Origin of the sequence: Photorhabdus akhurstii, assembly GCF_019090985.1 — a bacterium.
GTDB classification, from domain to species: Bacteria; Pseudomonadota; Gammaproteobacteria; order Enterobacterales; family Enterobacteriaceae; genus Photorhabdus; species Photorhabdus akhurstii.
This window is the reverse complement of record NZ_CP020335.1, coordinates 4,584,216-4,602,102: the sequence shown is the minus strand read 5'-3', so window position 1 is coordinate 4,602,102 and position 17,887 is coordinate 4,584,216. Positions and strand designations below refer to the sequence as shown.

14 protein-coding genes, 1 tRNA gene and 1 pseudogene are annotated in these 17,887 nt (G+C 43.9%); 9 read left to right on the top strand and 7 right to left on the bottom strand.

Going from position 1 to position 17,887, the window contains the following annotated elements; all coding sequences use genetic code 11:
* Window positions 1-13: 13 nt before the first annotated feature.
* The 4 genes and pseudogenes from B0X70_RS19730 to rpsU all read right to left on the bottom strand — a co-directional run bounded on the left by B0X70_RS19730 (window position 14) and on the right by rpsU (window position 4,659).
* Window positions 14-90 (bottom strand) — tRNA-Ile (locus B0X70_RS19730).
* Window positions 91-557: 467 nt separating this feature from the next.
* Window positions 558-2,407, bottom strand: a pseudogene (gene rpoD / locus B0X70_RS19725) (RNA polymerase sigma factor RpoD).
* A gap of 170 nt (window positions 2,408-2,577) precedes the next feature.
* Entirely contained in the window at window positions 2,578-4,323 is a 1,746-nt protein-coding gene (dnaG, locus tag B0X70_RS19720; RefSeq protein ID WP_036808648.1) for a DNA primase, read from the bottom strand.
* 120 nt (window positions 4,324-4,443) lie between these two features.
* On the bottom strand, window positions 4,444-4,659 hold the full coding sequence (gene rpsU / locus B0X70_RS19715; RefSeq protein ID WP_001144069.1) for a 30S ribosomal protein S21: 216 nt from the start codon (window positions 4,657-4,659) through the stop codon (window positions 4,444-4,446).
* 294 nt (window positions 4,660-4,953) lie between these two features.
* Here rpsU and tsaD point away from each other — a divergent pair, with 294 nt between their 5' ends.
* Entirely contained in the window at window positions 4,954-5,967 is a 1,014-nt protein-coding gene (tsaD, locus tag B0X70_RS19710; RefSeq protein ID WP_217470184.1) for a tRNA (adenosine(37)-N6)-threonylcarbamoyltransferase complex transferase subunit TsaD, read from the top strand.
* 68 nt (window positions 5,968-6,035) lie between these two features.
* Here the strand turns inward: tsaD and plsY are convergent, their stop codons facing one another.
* Complete coding sequence (gene plsY / locus B0X70_RS19705; RefSeq protein ID WP_036778305.1) at window positions 6,036-6,683, bottom strand: glycerol-3-phosphate 1-O-acyltransferase PlsY; 648 nt, start codon at window positions 6,681-6,683, stop codon at window positions 6,036-6,038.
* A 106-nt stretch (window positions 6,684-6,789) separates the two neighbouring features.
* Between plsY and folB the strand changes: the two genes are divergently transcribed.
* A complete protein-coding gene (gene folB / locus B0X70_RS19700; RefSeq protein WP_036808651.1) occupies window positions 6,790-7,140 on the top strand; it encodes a bifunctional dihydroneopterin aldolase/7,8-dihydroneopterin epimerase in 351 nt (116 codons plus the stop codon).
* A 177-nt stretch (window positions 7,141-7,317) separates the two neighbouring features.
* On the top strand, window positions 7,318-8,136 hold the full coding sequence (gene bacA / locus B0X70_RS19695) for an undecaprenyl-diphosphate phosphatase (protein WP_036778308.1): 819 nt from the start codon (window positions 7,318-7,320) through the stop codon (window positions 8,134-8,136).
* A gap of 59 nt (window positions 8,137-8,195) precedes the next feature.
* Here bacA and B0X70_RS19690 read toward each other — a convergent pair whose 3' ends face one another.
* Entirely contained in the window at window positions 8,196-9,461 is a 1,266-nt protein-coding gene (locus B0X70_RS19690) for a multifunctional CCA addition/repair protein (protein WP_217470183.1), read from the bottom strand.
* Window positions 9,462-9,479: 18 nt separating this feature from the next.
* Complete coding sequence (locus B0X70_RS19685; RefSeq protein WP_217470182.1) at window positions 9,480-10,100, bottom strand: TIGR04211 family SH3 domain-containing protein; 621 nt, start codon at window positions 10,098-10,100, stop codon at window positions 9,480-9,482.
* 262 nt (window positions 10,101-10,362) lie between these two features.
* On the opposite strand from B0X70_RS19685, the gene B0X70_RS19680 reads away from it, so the two are divergent.
* From B0X70_RS19680 to B0X70_RS19655, 6 genes are all read left to right on the top strand, one after another.
* Window positions 10,363-11,301 carry a CYTH domain-containing protein gene (locus tag B0X70_RS19680; RefSeq protein WP_036808660.1) on the top strand — a complete coding sequence of 313 codons (939 nt, stop codon included), beginning with the start codon at window positions 10,363-10,365 and terminating at the stop codon, window positions 11,299-11,301.
* A gap of 15 nt (window positions 11,302-11,316) precedes the next feature.
* Window positions 11,317-14,160 carry a bifunctional [glutamate--ammonia ligase]-adenylyl-L-tyrosine phosphorylase/[glutamate--ammonia-ligase] adenylyltransferase gene (glnE, locus tag B0X70_RS19675; protein WP_217470181.1) on the top strand — a complete coding sequence of 948 codons (2,844 nt, stop codon included), beginning with the start codon at window positions 11,317-11,319 and terminating at the stop codon, window positions 14,158-14,160.
* Window positions 14,161-14,235: 75 nt separating this feature from the next.
* Window positions 14,236-15,660, top strand: a complete 1,425-nt coding sequence (hldE, locus tag B0X70_RS19670) for a bifunctional D-glycero-beta-D-manno-heptose-7-phosphate kinase/D-glycero-beta-D-manno-heptose 1-phosphate adenylyltransferase HldE (RefSeq protein ID WP_217470180.1) — start codon at window positions 14,236-14,238, stop codon at window positions 15,658-15,660.
* A 473-nt stretch (window positions 15,661-16,133) separates the two neighbouring features.
* Window positions 16,134-16,805 carry a CsgG/HfaB family protein gene (locus B0X70_RS19665; protein ID WP_036778318.1) on the top strand — a complete coding sequence of 224 codons (672 nt, stop codon included), beginning with the start codon at window positions 16,134-16,136 and terminating at the stop codon, window positions 16,803-16,805.
* Window positions 16,806-16,826: 21 nt separating this feature from the next.
* Window positions 16,827-17,186, top strand: a complete 360-nt coding sequence (locus tag B0X70_RS19660; protein WP_036808663.1) for a DUF4810 domain-containing protein — start codon at window positions 16,827-16,829, stop codon at window positions 17,184-17,186.
* Window positions 17,183-17,845, top strand: a complete 663-nt coding sequence (locus tag B0X70_RS19655) for a DUF799 domain-containing protein (RefSeq protein ID WP_036808664.1) — start codon at window positions 17,183-17,185, stop codon at window positions 17,843-17,845. Before B0X70_RS19660 ends, B0X70_RS19655 begins: the two co-directional genes overlap by 4 nt.
* Window positions 17,846-17,887 lie beyond the last annotated feature (42 nt).

The following is a 17,887-nucleotide window of genomic DNA, read 5'->3' as shown; positions in this document are numbered from 1 at the left end:
TTGTTGATAAATCTGGTGGCCCCTACTGGACTTGAACCAGTGACCAAGCGATTATGAGTCGCCTGCTCTGACCAACTGAGCTAAGGGGCCGTTGGATGGAAGGGATTATACGTACAGTTTTGCTCGCGGTCTAGCTTTGTAAATTCGTATGATCATTTTATGTGCAAAATTGCGTTTTTAGTAAGTAGTGAAAACGGGGAGTGATATATGTCAGTTGTTTTTATAGCCTATTTAACGTTTTTATCCGTCACTGGATTAATTTTTCAGAAGCGATTTTGCGTCATCTGGTCATATTATTATTCCGATAAAAAGCTATTCTATACGTGATTATTTTAATGATAACTATGTCCCTTTCATTCCTCTTTAATCACCAAATGGAAAACGACTTTTTATCTATCGATTGGAGAGAGTGTTAATTGAGTTATATCAGAGAACTTGTGATGATATTTCTGCGTAAATATCATATTGTCAGAGGATTTAAAAAGTGTCTCCGATATAAAAGACAAAAGCGTCTACCGAAGCAGACGCTTTTTAGTCAGAATGAATAAAATTTGTAATTATTCATCAAGGAAGCTACGCAGAACTTCAGAACGGCTTGGATGACGCAGTTTACGTAGTGCTTTCGCTTCGATCTGGCGGATACGTTCACGGGTAACGTCGAACTGTTTGCCGACTTCTTCCAACGTGTGGTCAGTATTCATATCAATACCAAAACGCATACGCAGTACTTTTGCTTCACGCGCGGTCAAACCCGCTAAAACATCATGGGTTGCTGAACGCAGGCTTTCTGAGGTTGCAGAATCCAGCGGCAGTTCCAGTGTTGTATCTTCAATGAAATCACCTAAATGTGAATCTTCATCATCACCAATTGGCGTTTCCATTGAGATAGGTTCTTTGGCAATTTTCAGTACTTTACGGATCTTGTCTTCCGGCATCAACATTCGTTCTGCCAGCTCTTCCGGCGTTGGCTCACGTCCCATTTCCTGCAACATTTGACGGGAAATTCGATTGAGTTTGTTGATTGTCTCAATCATATGAACGGGTATACGAATGGTACGAGCTTGGTCAGCAATTGAACGTGTAATTGCCTGACGTATCCACCATGTGGCGTAAGTTGAGAACTTATAACCACGACGATATTCAAATTTATCAACCGCTTTCATCAGGCCAATGTTGCCTTCTTGAATCAGATCCAAGAATTGCAGGCCACGGTTGGTGTATTTTTGGCAATTGAAATAACCAAACGTAAGTTGGCTTCAACCATCTCTTTTTTCGCTCGGCGAGCTTTTGCTTCACCGATGGACATACGACGGTTGATATCTTTTACCTGTTCAATGGTTAAACCAGTTTCTTCCTCAATTTGACGAAGTTTTTGCAGGCTGCGCTGTACTTCTTCTTCCACCTCAAGTAGTTTTTCAGACCACGGTTTGTTCATTGCTTTTGCAGCAGTAAACCAAATGTCGCTGGTTTCATTACCGGAGAACAAAGTGATGAAGTTCTTCTTCGGCATTTTGCACTGTTCAACACACATTTTCATGATTTGGCGTTCTTGAAGACGAACGCGATCCATCATAGAACGCATGTTGTTGACCAGATAGTCAAACTGCTTTGGCACCAGACGGAACTGTTTGAAAACTTCTGAAAGTTTTAAAATTTCGGCCGCAGTATTTGGATGGTTGCGACCATTATCCTTAATTTCCTGACGGGTAATATCATACTGTTGTCGTAGTTCTTGGAATTTCTGGCGCGCTAATTCTGGATCGATGCTGTTGTCATCATCACCATCGCTATCGTCATCACTGTCTTCATCATCGTCGTCTTCATCATCATCAAGTTCTTCCTGTGGGAGCTCAGAACCAACGTGAGTAGCAGTGGGCGCAAGGTCTTCTTCTGCGTTTGGGTCAACGAAACCGGTAATGAGATCTGACAGGCGAGCCTCATCTGCTTCCACACGGTCATATTGTTCCAGTAAATAGGTGATTGCTTCTGGGTATTCAGCAACGGAGCACTGTACCTGATTGATGCCATCTTCAATGCGTTTAGCAATGTCAATTTCACCTTCCCGGGTCAATAGCTCAACGGTACCCATTTCACGCATATACATACGTACCGGGTCGGTGGTGCGACCGATTTCAGATTCAACACTAGACAGGACTTGCGCAGCAGCTTCCACAGCGTCTTCATCTGTGTCGTTAGCGGTTTCTGCTAGCATCAGATCATCGGCATCAGGTGCTTCTTCCATTACCTGAATGCCCATGTCATTGATCATCTGGATGATATCTTCGATCTGATCGGAATCGACGATATCTTCCGGCAGATGGTCATTGACCTCAGCATAGGTCAGATAGCCTTGCTCCTTACCACGGGTGACAAGTAGCTTTAGCTGTGACTGCGGGTTTTGCTCCATAAGACGGTATCCACACTTCAGAGTATTTGGGTTGGTGTCGGTCGGCGAAACTAATCTGCCAACAATAACTTTTAAGGGCGTTTTCGTTATATTGCCGCTGCCCACTTATAGCGGCAAAATGTAGGGTTATTTCCCTACCAAATGCGGCACTTAAGCCGTGAATTCAGTGTTTACTTTCTGGCACGGGATTCATTAATCAAGCGAACTTCTTCGCGCTCTTCCGGTGTCAGGCCTTCTGTTCTTGCCCTGGCGATAAGAATGTTTAAACGTTCTTCCAACGCTGAATCAACGAGATGATCCAATGCGTCACGAAATGTATTTTCTGCTATTTCTTCTACTTGTATATCGTTCCATGTAGCTAATTTTTCAAGTTGTTTACTAAATTTATTATCACGATATTGTTCTAGCAGTTGTCCAGTTGTCAGCCCTGGCTGAGTAAGACAAACCTCTACAAGCTCCATGAATAATGGTAAGCCTGCGATTTTGGCCTGCATAATTCCCTGTAGGGGGGGAACTAAAGCGGCTAAGTGTGGGTTTTGTACCAACAGTCCTATAAGTATACGCATAGTTGTCGGTTTTAGCTGCGGCATCTGATAATTATTCCCACTCTCCAGACGCTGCGGTAATAAACGTTCCAACTGTACTGCATCAGGAATGCCTATCATATTGCCAAGTTCTTGTCTCATATAGAGACGCAAAGTTTCCCCAGGGATCTGGTTAATCAATGGTACAGAAAGTGAACTGAGTTTTGTTTTCCCTTCAGGGCTACTCAGGTCAACTTGTGGCAGTAATGATTCAAACAGAAATTCAGACAATGTATGAGATTGTTCCATTCTTTGTTCAAATGCTTTCCGGCCTTCCTTACGGACTAGTGAATCAGGATCTTCGCCATCAGGCAAAAACATAAAACGTAACTGCCTACCATCATTCAGATAAGGTAGCGCTGTTTCCAATGCTCGCCATGCTGCATCACGCCCGGCTCTGTCGCCATCGTAACAGCAGATGACGTTATCAGTAGCACGAAAAAGTAATTGAATATGTTCCGATGTAGTGGAAGTACCTAGTGAGGCAACAGCATAATCAATACCAAACTGCGCCAGTGCTACCACATCCATATAACCTTCAACCACTAATAACCGTGAAAGATCACTGTAATTTTGTTGTGCTTCATAGAGGCCGTATAGCTGACGGCCTTTATGGAAAATTTCAGTTTCTGGTGAGTTGAGGTATTTTGGGAGTGCATCTCCCAGAACACGCCCACCAAATGCAATCACGCGCCCTCTGCGGTCACGGATTGGAAACATTATTCGTTCGCGGAAGCGGTCATAGGTACGGCCATTATCATTTGCGACCAGCATTCCGGCGTCATTTAACTGTTTATGCTCTTCTGCATTATGAGCAAACCGTTTCAAGGTGTTATCCCAACCTGCGGGAGCGAAACCAATCGAGAAACGGTGGATAATTTCTTCACTAAGCCCACGCTGAGCCAGATATTGCCGGGCTTGTTGTGCTGCGGGAGTGTTTAATACATTTTGATAGAAGCTGTTAAGCTTATCCATCAGTTGATAAAGGTTTTGTCTTTGGTGACGTTCTATCTGACTGCTACTGGAACCTGCTTCATAAGGGACTTCCAGACCATGCATAGCAGCTAATTCTTCGATGGATTCGACAAACTCAAGTCTATCGTAATTCATCAGAAAATCGATGGCGTTGCCGTGAGCTCCGCAACCAAAGCAATGATAAAACTGTTTGTCGCCATTAACAGTAAACGAGGGTGTCTTTTCGTTATGAAATGGACAGCACGCGTGGTGATTTTTACCCTGTTTTTTAAGTGGCACACGAACATCGATCAGATCGATGATATCGGTACGAGCTAATAAATCATTGATAAATGCGCGCGGAATTCGTCCAGCCATAAGCCCTTTTACGCCTGTTGATGAACGACAATAAGCCGCGCTCCCTTTCGGAAAGCACGGCCTTTATCTGCAACTACTGTTGTCTGCAAATTCAATCACTATGCGGATCAACCGCAAGGATTAGTACAGACGAGTGCGGCGTGCGTTTTCACGAGCCAGCTTTTTAGCGTGACGTTTTACAGCAGAAGCTTTAGCGCGTTTACGTTCGGTCGTTGGTTTTTCATAGAATTCACGACGGCGAACTTCTGCTAATACACCTGCTTTTTCGCAGGAACGCTTAAAGCGACGCAATGCTACGTCGAATGGCTCGTTTTCACGTACTTTAATTACCGGCATGTGCCTCTCACCTCAATAGAAATCGGTCTTGCTGGCGTGGGATGCCAGCCATCTTAAAATGGTGCGGAATTTTACTTCAATGAACACGGCTTTGTAAAGCGCCGCCGCAAATTGAAACAATAACATTACGACGGTGATCTGCAAATCAGTTCCGTAATATTGACGATAACCACACAGGAGTTTTACGTAGAGGGCTGATTATAGACTAAGCAGCAAAAATAGTCAGCATGTAAGCCGCGCAAATTATCTTATTAATGATAAACTGGCTCTCTTCTGTGAAATATAGGTAGTGTAATGCGAGTCTTAGGTATAGAAACGTCTTGCGATGAAACCGGAATCGCAATTTATGACGACAAAGCCGGTTTATTGGCAAATCAATTATACAGTCAGATTAAACTGCATGCTGATTACGGTGGTGTCGTGCCTGAATTGGCTTCACGTGACCATATCCGCAAAACAGTACCTTTGATTCAAGCTGCTTTGAAAGAGGCAGGATTAACCCGTAAAGATATTGATGCGGTGGCTTATACGGCAGGTCCTGGTTTGGTTGGCGCGTTGTTGGTAGGGGCGACGATTGGCCGTTCTCTGGCGTTTGCTTGGGATGTTCCTGCGATTCCTGTTCATCATATGGAAGGGCATTTGCTTGCCCCGATGCTGGAAGATAACAGCCCTGAATTCCCGTTTGTGGCTTTGCTGGTGTCTGGTGGTCATACACAGCTCATTAGTGTAACGGGTATTGGTAAGTATGAGCTGCTTGGTGAATCAATAGATGATGCCGCTGGTGAAGCGTTTGATAAAACAGCTAAGTTATTGGGATTGGATTATCCAGGGGGGCCGATACTCTCCAGGATGGCTCAGAAAGGGGAAACTGGGCGTTTTGTATTTCCTCGTCCGATGACAGATCGTCCTGGGCTGGATTTCAGTTTTTCGGGATTGAAAACTTTTGCTGCTAATACTATTCATAGCAACAGCGATGATGAGCAGACTAGAGCGGATATTGCCCGCGCTTTTGAAGATGCGGTAGTTGATACATTAGCGATTAAATGTAAAAGAGCGCTTGAGCAAACCGGATTCAAGCGACTGGTAATGGCTGGTGGTGTCAGCGCCAATCGTACATTGCGCACCAAGATGGAAGAAGTCATGGCAAAATTGGGTGGCGAAGTATTTTATGCGCGTCCTGAATTCTGTACAGATAACGGTGCCATGATTGCGCTTGCCGGTATGATTCGCCTCAAAGGAGATGTGAGTGATTCACTTGGTGTGACAGTCAAAGCCCGCTGGCCATTGTCGGAATTACCCGCATTATAAATCTTCAAATAAAAGACCAGTAACTCAATGAGTTGCTGGTTTTTATCCGATTCTGTTGTTGATCGTCTTTATCTTTGCTCTTTTTCTGTTTGGTTTTTTTCTTTTTCGGTCATCTCTTTTTTCTTTTTGAGCTTGTTCCAAATACGACTTTCTTGGCCGCGCCACAGGCGCTGGATATTATCATGGTGACGTAGTAACACCAGACAGCAGAGCATGGCGACGGGGAAAGTAAATTCAGGTTTAAACCACCAGACATAGAACGGTGCTATCAAGGCACTAATAATTGCCCCTAAAGAGGAATAGCCGCTTAGTAATATAGTCAACAACCAGGTACCCATCATCAAACCTGTTAGATCCCAACCGATTACCGCGATAGCGCCAAAAGCGGTTGCGACACCCTTACCGCCTTTGAATTGGAAAAAGATCGGGTAAATATGACCGAGACAAGCCGCGATTGCTGTAATTCCTAAATAGAAAGGGGGAACATAGAGTTGATAAGCCAACCAGACGGGGATCATCCCTTTCAGAACATCACACATTAGTACTATTGCCGCAGTGCTGCGGCCACCAATCCGCAGTACATTTGTCGCGCCTGGGTTGCCTGAACCGTGTTGACGAGGATCAGGCAACCCAGCCAGACGACAAATAAGTATTGCGCTGGAAATTGAACCGCAGAGATACGCGAAGATGATCATGCCAAGCGCGATAGCACTCATAATGTCTCCCCAATAATAATGGTCGTTTTCTTAGTCTAGTCATGGATAATACGCATATTTAGTCGGAAGTGGTATCCGACAAATTGAAAAACAGGAAAATGACGTGATGGATATCGTATTTATTGAGGAGTTAGTCGTTATTACCACAATTGGTGTTTACGACTGGGAACAGACCATTAAACAGAAGTTAGTGTTCGATATCGAAATGGGATGGGATAATAAACGCGCATCATCCAGTGATGATGTCGAATATTGTCTGGATTATGCCAAAGTTAGCGAAGCGATCATCAATCATGTAGAAAATCAGAATTTTGCTCTGGTTGAAAGAGTGGCTGAAGAGGTAGCGGATCTGCTGTTAAAACGTTTTAATTCGCCGTGGGCACGGATAAAAGTCAGTAAACCGGGCGCTGTTGCGCAAGCTCGTCAAGTTGGTGTTATTATTGAAAGAAAAAAATAATCTGATCAGTAGTGAATTCGGCTGCCATATTATTGTCATTGTTCTTACATAGACTGGCATGCAGTGATGCCAGGCTTGATAATTATGTCAATTGATTAATGACAATGGGGAATAATGGTAGCTGAGTTTATTCCATGCTACTTGTTTCGGATATTTATTAATGGGCGACTTCTCTATATGACTGACCTTTCTACCTTGTTTCATGCAGCTATTCTTGGTGTTGTTGAAGGGCTAACTGAATTTCTTCCTGTTTCCTCTACCGGCCATATGATTATCGTTGGCCATATGTTGGGATTTACTGGCGATAAAGCTGAAACATTTGAAGTTATTATCCAGCTTGGATCTATCCTTGCTGTGGTAGTAGTGTTTTGGCGTCGCTTATTTGGACTCATTGGTATCCACTTTGGTGACGTTCCCCACGAAGGTAAAACCAATGGCAAATTGAAACTGAGCCATATTATTTTAGCAATGCTACCTGCGGTGACGCTTGGGTTGCTGTTCCATGATGTCATCAAATCGCTGTTTAACCCACAAAGCGTGATGTACGCCTTGGTTATTGGTGGTGTGTTGCTGATTACAGCAGAAATTTTGAAACCTAAAACACCGAGAGCAGAAGGGTTGGATGATATTACTTATCGTCAGGCTTTTATGATTGGTTGCTTCCAGTGCTTAGCGTTGTGGCCGGGATTTTCTCGTTCAGGCGCGACAATTTCTGGTGGAATGCTGATGGGGGTTAATCGTTATACTGCATCAGAATTCTCGTTTATTCTGGCTGTACCAATGATGATGGGGGCAAGTGGATTAGATTTATATAAGAGCCTACACTTTTTGAGTGCTTCTGATATCCCAATGTTTGCTGTCGGTTTTATTACTGCATTTGTTGTCGCGTTAGTCGCCATTAAAACGTTTCTAGCATTGATTAAACGTATATCTTTTATCCCGTTTGCTATCTACCGCTTTATTGTGGCAGCCGCTGTTTACTGGGTATTTATGTAGAGAATGGTTCCCCTGATATCAATTCGAAGATTGCCTAATGTTTGATATCAGGGGATGTTTCAGGTAACAGTATTACCTTGAACAGCATTGTTTTGAACAGTATTGTCTCGTTGTTTCCATTCTGCCAATGCGTGCTGACGTTGACGTCGTAGCTCATGACCAATGTCCGCGCCACGTAACCCACTGTCTACAATGTTTTTCACTTGAACCTGGCAGGCAACTTTGAATGCCTGTTGCAGATAATCGCCTTGCGGATATGGCGTATCTTCAAAACCGGTACGACCCCGTGCATCGGCTTCACTGATGATAATCAATTGCTCTATTCGCTGAGGCTTACGCCATGCATCAATGGCATCAAACAATTTAAGTAATGTTTTTGGCCGCAATTGAGCAACGGTATGTACTAAATCATGATATTGAGCAGCTAATTTTGCCAAATCACGGGCAGAATTAGGAATGCGCAGACGTTGGCATAATTGATCGACTAACTTAACGCCTGCTGGCCCATGTCCATAATGGTGAGGCCACCGTTCTGGCGGAGTCAGCCCTTTACCAAGATCATGGCATAGAGCAGCAAAACGGCTATCGACTTCATTTGTTAATTCAGTCGCTACTTTCAGCACCATTAACGTATGAATACCGGTATCAATCTCAGGGTGCCACTTCTCTGGTGCGGGAACGCCAAATAAATTATCGATTTCAGGAAACAACACCGACAATGCGCCACAATCACGTAAAACCTGAAAAAAGACCTGAGGGGAATGGGTAATAAGGGCTTTTTCGGTCTCTTTCCAGACACGTTCTGGTGTGAGTGCTGATAGCTCGCCGTTAATTGCCATATTTGACATTAACGCCTGTGTTTCTGGGGCGATGGTAAACCCTAAGTGGGCGAAACGAGCGGCAAAACGAGCCACTCGTAATACCCTTAGTGGATCTTCAAAGAAAGCATCAGAAACATGGCGTAAGATACGATTGTTTAAATCATCAACACCATGATAAGGATCGACAAGTTCACCCGTGGATGTTTGAGCAATCGCATTAATTGTCAGATCACGGCGCTGCAAGTCGTCTTCCAGTGTGACATCCGACGCAGCATAACAAGTAAAACCGGTATATCCCTGGCCGGATTTTCTTTCAGTGCGTGCCAGCGCATACTCTTCGTGGGTTTGGGGATGCAGGAACACCGGGAAATCTTTGCCAACTTGCTGATATCCTTGGGATAGCAATTCTTCTGGCGTTCCACCCACAACAACCCAATCCCGCTCATTTACAGGAAAATTTAGCAGGCGATCACGTACTGCGCCGCCAACCAGATAGACTCTCACCTAATATGCTCCTTAAAATCAACTCATCCAACGGTCATTACGCTTACGGCGTGGGAGCATATGTGGCAGTAATAACCCAAAGATTAAACCAGCGCCTGCAACACCACCGCCGTACATAAACCATTGCAGAATGATATTGCGTTGTTTGTCATCAAGTTGCAGATTTGCAGCATCGAGCTTTTTTTCTGCTACCGTCAGTTTGTTTTTCAACTTCTCATTCTCTTTTTTCAACTCTGCAAGAATGTTACTGCTATTGGCAACCTTCAGTTGCATATCGGCAGTGCGTTGACTCCAGTTATTGTCTATATTGGCTAACTTATCCGTCAATGTTTTCACTTCCTGTTCTAACTCCGGCAGGCGGGTACGCAGGCTGGGTTTATGACTAAGCTGGTTAACTGGCAGCCAGACAAGACGGCCTTTATCATCTTTAACTTGAGCGTAATTACTCTCCCGATTGATGCTTATCAACGTGACTGCGTCACCGGCATTTAGTGTACCGGCTATACGGTATTGGTTACCCGGCCCGGCGTGTGTGTAGGTAGATAACTCATCAGATACATAGCGCTTTTCTTCCGCGTGGGTAGTCAGCGAAAAGCTTAGGCTCAATAGCGCCGTAAGAAGTAAAGGTAATTTTCGCATTGTGATTTCAACTGTTCTTTATCTATGGTGAGTTTAGAATTTGATAGTAAAGAGTTAAGTTTGCTAGAGCAATCGGTAAACCAAAATGACACTTTTCTAATCGATTGAATACAGGGCTTGTTGTCTGTTGAACGAAACATTTCCTGTTAATTACTATCATAACTTGCAGTAAAGAGAAATTTTAATTTTCTTCTTACTCATCGTGGAAAAAAGCGAAATCAAGGTAAGATGCAGGGCAAAGATTGCCATCAATGGTGCAGATATGAGTGTAGAAATTGAATTAAAACTTATCGCCAGACCACAAGCTATTCCCGCAATTCGTCAGCAGTTACTGTTATTTCCTCATGACTATTTTTCTCCCCAAAAGTTAACCAATATCTATTTTGAAACGTCGGATAACCAACTGCGCAGTCTTGATATGGGGTTGCGGATACGTGGTTTTGATGACCAGTATGAGATGACGATCAAAACAGCCGGTAAGGTGGTTGGCGGGTTGCATCAGCGACCGGAATATAATGTGCCATTGGTAAAGCCGGAACTGGCATTGACCCTGTTTCCACGGCACATCTGGCCTGACAACTGTGATGTGGAAGCGTTGCAATCCCGCTTGAATGCGTTATTCAGTACTGACTTTATGCGGGAGAAGTGGGTGGTAACTTATGGACAAAGTGAGATTGAAGTGGTGCTCGATCAGGGAGAAATTATTGCAGCTAATCGCAAGGAGCCAATTTGTGAGTTTGAATTGGAGTTAAAGCAAGGAACTATAACCGATGTATTAGCATTGGCGGTTGAGTTGGCAAAATCAAACGGCTTGCGGCAAGGAAATAAAAGTAAAGCCGCTCGTGGTTATCAGTTAGCTCAGGGAAAACCAAAGGCAGCTTTGCTTTCAACTCAGGTAGAAATTGATATGCAGCAGTCATTATCTTCAGTACTTACGTCAATGTTGGCCCATTGGCAAGAACAAGAGGAACGCTGGTTGGCCGGTTTATCGGATGGTCGGGATGGTTTAAAGCAAGTACTGACTTTGATTCATCAGACGATCGAATATCCTAGTGCGCCGAAACAGTTGGATAACCAATTAGTTGCTATCAACCAGAAATTATTGGATACGGAAACCGAAGCTGAAACGCTATGTTATAGCTCGCTCTATTTGCAATGTAAGCTGGCACTGACTATGTGGTTAATAAATCTCTCCGCTTAAATAAAGGAATTCTTTATGTTGCCACTTTCAACCCCGCTTCTGGCTCAGTTACAGCGTGTGACGGAACATTTTCAACAATTAACGTTAAGTGTTGAGCCTTTTTCTGTTCATGAGCTGGCGGTATTGTCACTGAGTGATTTTGTTGTTGAGAATCTGCAAGCTCATCCTGAATGGTTAGCTGAGATCCGCCAACATCCACCTGGAGCGCAGGAGTGGCATCAATATGCTGAATGGCTGCAACAGTTACTCGCATCAGTAGAGGATGAAAATACTCTTATGCGGGTTTTACGTCAGTTTCGTAACAAGATTCTGGTGAGAATAGCCTGGTCGCAGGCACTGTATAGCATTACGACTCAGGAGACGCTGCAACAACTCAGTATGTTGGCTGAAACGTTGATTATTGCGGCTCGTGACTGGTTATATCAGCGTTGTTGCCAGGATTGGGGAACCCCTTGTAATGAACAGGGAGAGCCACAACCACTGTTAATTCTCGGTATGGGAAAACTCGGCGGTGGTGAGCTGAACTTCTCTTCTGATATTGATTTGATTTTTGTCTATCCTGAAAACGGTCTTACCCAAGGCGGCCGTCGTGAAATGGATAACGCTCAGTTTTTTACCCGTTTGGGGCAGCGTCTTATCAAAGTGCTCGATCAGCAAACTGTGGATGGTTTTGTGTATCGGGTGGATATGCGTTTACGTCCATTCGGTGATAGTGGCCCATTGGTATTCAGTTTTGTTGCATTGGAAGATTACTATCAAGAGCAAGGGCGTGATTGGGAACGTTATGCGATGGTGAAAGCGCGGATTATGGGTTCTGGCAATCAAGAGTATGGTGAAGAGCTACGCCGGATGCTGAGACCGTTTGTCTTTCGCCGTTACATTGATTTCAGTGTAATTCAATCCCTGAGAAATATGAAAGGTATGATTGAACGGGAAGTGCGTCGCCGTGGCTTGAAAGACAATATCAAACTAGGCGCTGGTGGTATCCGTGAAATTGAATTTATCGCCCAAGTGTTCCAACTGATTCGTGGTGGACGTGAACTGTGTTTGCAATCTCAGGCATTGTTGCCAATCCTTCAAATATTAGCGCAGTTGGCTGTTTTGCAACCATTGCAGGTGAAACAACTTACTGACGGTTACCTCTTTTTGCGGCGGTTAGAAAATCTTTTACAGTCAATTAACGATCAACAAACCCAGACTCTGCCAGAAGATGACTTGAACTGTGCACGACTGACGTGGGGCATGGGATTTGAAAATTGGGAAACTCTGACAATTGAATTGAACAGCCAGATGGGGGCTGTTCGGGCCATTTTTACGCAATTAATTGGCGATGACAGTGATAATTGTGAAGAGGAGCCTGGTCATGTGCCATTTAAAAGTCTGTGGCTGGAAAATCTCGAAAAAGAAGAGTTGATAATACTAGCTCCGCACTTGGATGAAGCGATTGCACAACAGATATTGCATATCATTTCTGTGTTCCGTCATGATGTGGGCAAAAGAACCATTGGCCCGCGTGGGCGTGATGTGCTTGACCATCTGATGCCACGTTTGTTGGCAAAAGTTTGTTTGCGACAAGATGCCAATATCGTGCTAGAGCGGGTTATTCCGTTGTTATTAAGTATTGTCAGCCGTACAACTTACCTGGAACTGATACTTGAATCGGAAGCTGTATTAACACATGTTATCCGGTTGTGTGCTGCTTCACCGATGATTGCGACTCAGCTTGCCTGCCATCCATTGTTGCTGGACGAGCTGCTTGATCCGCAATTTCTGTATGAACCTTTGTCGCTGAATGCTTATAAAGATGAGTTGCGGCAATATTTGCTGCGGATACCTGAAGATGATGAAGAGCAACAACTGGAGGCACTCCGCCAGTTTAAGCAGGCGCAATTACTGAGGATTGCGGCGGAGGATATCACTGGCGTGTTGCCGGTGATGAAAGTCAGTGATCATCTCACTTATTTGGCAGAAGCGATTATTGAAGCAGTCGTTCAACAGGCGTGGGGACAAATGGCAAAACGTTATGGTGTTCCATCACATTTGAGTCAGCGGCAAGGTCTGGGATTTGCTGTGATTGGTTATGGCAAATTGGGTGGTTGGGAGTTGGGTTACGGTTCTGATCTTGATTTAGTTTTCCTGCTTGATTGCCCGGTGGATGTGATGACCGATGGCGATCGAGCGATTGATGCCCGGCAATTTTATTTGCGTCTGGCCCAACGAATTATGCACTTGTTCAGCGCTCGAACCTCCTCTGGCGTGTTGTATGACGTGGATGTCCGCCTGCGTCCTTCCGGGGAATCAGGCATGTTAGTCAGTACCATCGGCGCGTTTGCTGATTATCAGCAGAATCAAGCGTGGACTTGGGAACATCAGGCGTTGGTACGTGCTCGTATGGTATTTGGTGATGAAAACTTGCACCGGGATTTTGAACGGATACGCCATCAGACGTTATGTACGCGACGAGAACCCGCTTTGTTGCGTCAGCAGGTAAGGGAAATGCGGGAAAAGATGCATAAACATTTAGGTAGTCACCATTCAGATCAATTTGATATTAAAGCTGATCCGGGGGGGATCACCGATATCGAGTTTATTGCTCAATATTTGGTGCTTCGTTACGCGGCTGAAAATGAGCGTTTGGCGCGTTGGTCGGATAATGTACGGATTTTCCAATTAATGGCGGCTTATGAAATTATGGATGAAGATGAGGCAGCCGCATTAACACAGGCTTACGTTTCTATGCGTGATGAACTACATCATTTGGCGTTACAGACGCTTTCCAGTCGAGTATCAACCCATTGTTTCAGTGAGCAACAAGAGCGGGTACGTCGTAGTTGGCAACAGTGGTTAGGTGAACAATAACAGTTTGGTGTAGGGATTTTACGGTCGTATGATAATATTTGGCACCAATTTGATATCTAATATTTGGAGCAAGGATTGAAAATGACACTCCCGGATTTTCACTGCGCAGAGGTTTTAGTCGTCGGTGATGTTATGTTAGATCGCTACTGGTATGGGCCGACTAGCCGGATTTCGCCGGAAGCGCCGGTGCCTGTAGTAAAAGTAAATAATATTGAGGAACGTCCGGGAGGCGCAGCTAACGTTGCTATGAATATTGCGGCTCTTGGGGCAAATTCACATTTAATTGGTTTGACTGGGATTGATGACGCAGCACATGCGCTGAATGAGAAACTGCGCAGTGTTAAGGTGCGCTGTGATTTTGTTTCTGTTCCGACACATCCGACAATTACCAAACTGAGGGTACTTTCCCGTAACCAGCAGTTAATTCGCTTAGATTTTGAAGAAGGTTTCGATAACGTCGATGCGCAGCCGATGTTTGAGCGCATTGAACAGGCGTTGCCCCATATTGGAGCATTAGTTTTATCTGACTACGCCAAAGGTGCGCTGAGTCAGGTTCAGGACATGATTAAACTGGCAAACGCGGCCAAAGTCCCGGTGTTGATCGATCCGAAAGGTAATGATTTTGAGCGTTATCGTGGCGCAACATTGCTAACGCCAAATCTGTCTGAATTTGAAGCGGTTGTGGGCCACTGCAAAGATGACAATGAATTAGTTGAGAAGGGAACTCAATTGGTTCGGGATTTGGATCTCCAGGCATTACTGATTACTCGTTCTGAACAGGGGATGAGTTTATTGAGTGTTGATCAACCGCCATTACATTTGCCTACGCAGGCGCAAGAAGTGTTTGATGTCACTGGTGCCGGTGATACGGTTATTGGTGTGTTGGCAACGGCGATTGCGGCTGGAAAGCCACTGAATGAAGCCTGTTTCCTGGCGAATGCTGCTGCGGGTGTTGTTGTTGGCAAACTGGGTACATCGACTGTTTCGCCGATTGAACTGGAGAATGCTATCCGTGGCCGCGCTGAAACGGGTTTTGGTGTGATGACCGAAGTTCAGCTTAAACAGGCTGTCGCTGATGCTCGCCAACGCGGTGAAAAGATTGTGATGACTAATGGATGTTTTGATATTTTGCATGCAGGTCATGTCTCTTATCTGGAGAATGCCCGTAAACTGGGTGATCGGTTAATTGTTGCTGTTAACAGTGATGCATCGACTAAACGGCTGAAAGGTGAAAGCCGTCCTGTTAATCCACTAGAGCAACGAATGATTGTGTTATCTGCTCTGGGTGCCGTGGATTGGGTTGTGCCATTTGAAGAGGATACGCCACAGCGATTGATTGCGAATGTTTTGCCGGATGTATTGGTAAAAGGGGGAGATTATAAACCGGAAGAAATTGCTGGCGGTAAAGAGGTTTGGGCTGCGGGCGGAGAAGTCAAAGTGCTGAACTTTGAAGATGGTATTTCAACAACTAATATCATCAAGGCGATTAAAGATCAGTAAATAATGCTTTAGCTTGTCATTGAAAACAGCCAGAAGATATTACTGTATTGAGCGCTGTAGATTATTTATTTGATCACATTATTTGAATGAAAGCCGGGTAAGAGATGAAATCTTCCCGGTTATTTTTTATTTAATTTGTGTTTATTGAATGATATTTGACCATAAATAAATGGATATTTGTAATATTAGGTACGAGTAATTTAATTAACGATATAAACATTGTTAAAATATCATAATTACAATTTAAGTTAATGTAATTTTATTCTCTAGAGGGGTGGGAAATTAATCTGAAAAAGTGTGATGTAACAAATAGTTTTTTATCTTTGTGGCATAAAATACTGGTCACATAACGCTGTCTTATTCATAATGATTTCTGATGTAAATGATTTTTTAATGAAATATGTTATCTATAACCTTTACATTTTAAAGTTAGTAGATAAACGGATAAATTTTTTACGCAGGAATAAGTTTTTATGCAAGGTAAGTTGATTTTATCTTCAATTTGTTTAGCTTCGGCAATATTAGCAGGGTGTGCGACTGAATCTTCTAATACCGTTCAAGTACAAAAAGTTAATTCTTACAATACCGTATATCAAGGGGTTCGTAGCCCAATTGCGATCGGTAAGTTTGAAAACCGTTCCAGTTATCAAAATGGGATTTTCTCTGATGGCGTTGATCGCCTCGGTAATCAATCTAAAACGATTTTAATCTCACATTTACAGCAGACTGGACGCTTTACGGTGCTGGAGCGTACCAATATGGCGGAACTGAAAGCGGAAGCGGGTTTACAAGGTAAATCGCAGAAGTTGAAAGGTGCCAACTACATTATTACTGGTGATGTGACTGAATTTGGCCGCAAAGAAGTGGGTGATCATCAGTTATGGGGGTTGTTAGGGCGCGGTAAATCACAGGTGGCTTATTCTAAAGTCACGCTGAATGTCGTGAATGTAGAGACTTCCGAAGTAGTTTTTTCTGTAGCGGGAGCAGGAGAATATAAATTATCCAACCGTGAAATTATCGGTTTCGGTGGCACTGCCAGCTATGATTCCACGCTGAATGGTAAAGTATTGGATCTGGCTATTCGTGAAGCGGTAAACCGTCTGGTTGAAAGCATTGAAACCGGTGCATGGAAGCCATCTAATTAATAAATATAGGGATATATGTTCATGATACTAATGAAAAAAGCGGGCTTATTGCTGGCGGCTATGGCTTTGGCGGGTTGTGTCACGCAGCCAAAAACAATTTATGAGTGGGATAAATACCAACCTACAATTTATCAGTATTATCAGCAGGATAAGATGGGATTTGAAGAGCAGCTACAGGCTTTGCAGCAAGTCATTGAAAAGGCTAAAGCGAAGGATAAACCTGTACCGCCTGGTCTGCATGCACAGATTGGTCTGCTTTATAGCAAAACAGGTCGTGTTTCAGAAGCGTTCCATCAGTTTGAAATAGAGAAAAAATTGTTTCCTGAGTCAGCGCCATTTATGGACTTTTTATTAAGTAAAAATAAAGGAACTATGCAATGAACCGTATTCTCGTCACGTTAAGTCTACTGGCGGCATTTGTGCTGACAGGGTGTAGTAAATCTGTTCCTTATGATTACACTGCATTTAAAGAAAGCAAACCGAAATCCATTCTAGTTCTGCCGGCGGTAAACAAATCTGTGGAAGTTAAAGCAGGGCACAGCCTAATTTCTCATGTGACATATCCATTGGCGGAATCTGGTTATTATGTCTTTCCGGTTGCTGTTGTGGAAGAAACATTTCAGCAAAATGGTGTGACAGCCGCACAGGATGTTCAGAATATCAGTTACAAAAAATTGCATGATATTTTCGGTGCAGATTCTGCGCTCTATTTGGATATTGAGGAATATGGTACGCAATATCAGATTATCAATAGCGATACTCGTGTAACGGCTTCCGCGAAGTTGGTGGATTTGCGTAGTGGCAAGCAACTGTGGCATGGTCGAGCAATGGCTTCATCAACTGAAAATCAAAACAGTTCGAATAGTCTTATTGGCATGTTGGTGTCTGCCGTAGTTTCACAAATCGCTGATACCATTATGGATAGAGGTCATGAAATCGCTGGCATTACAAGTAACCGCTTACTGACAGCTGGTGGTAGTCACAGTTTGCTGTATGGTCCACGTTCTGAGCATTACGGTAAGGAAAACCAGCAGCATTAATCTCTAATAATAATGAGCAGATATCACATTCTGCTCATTATC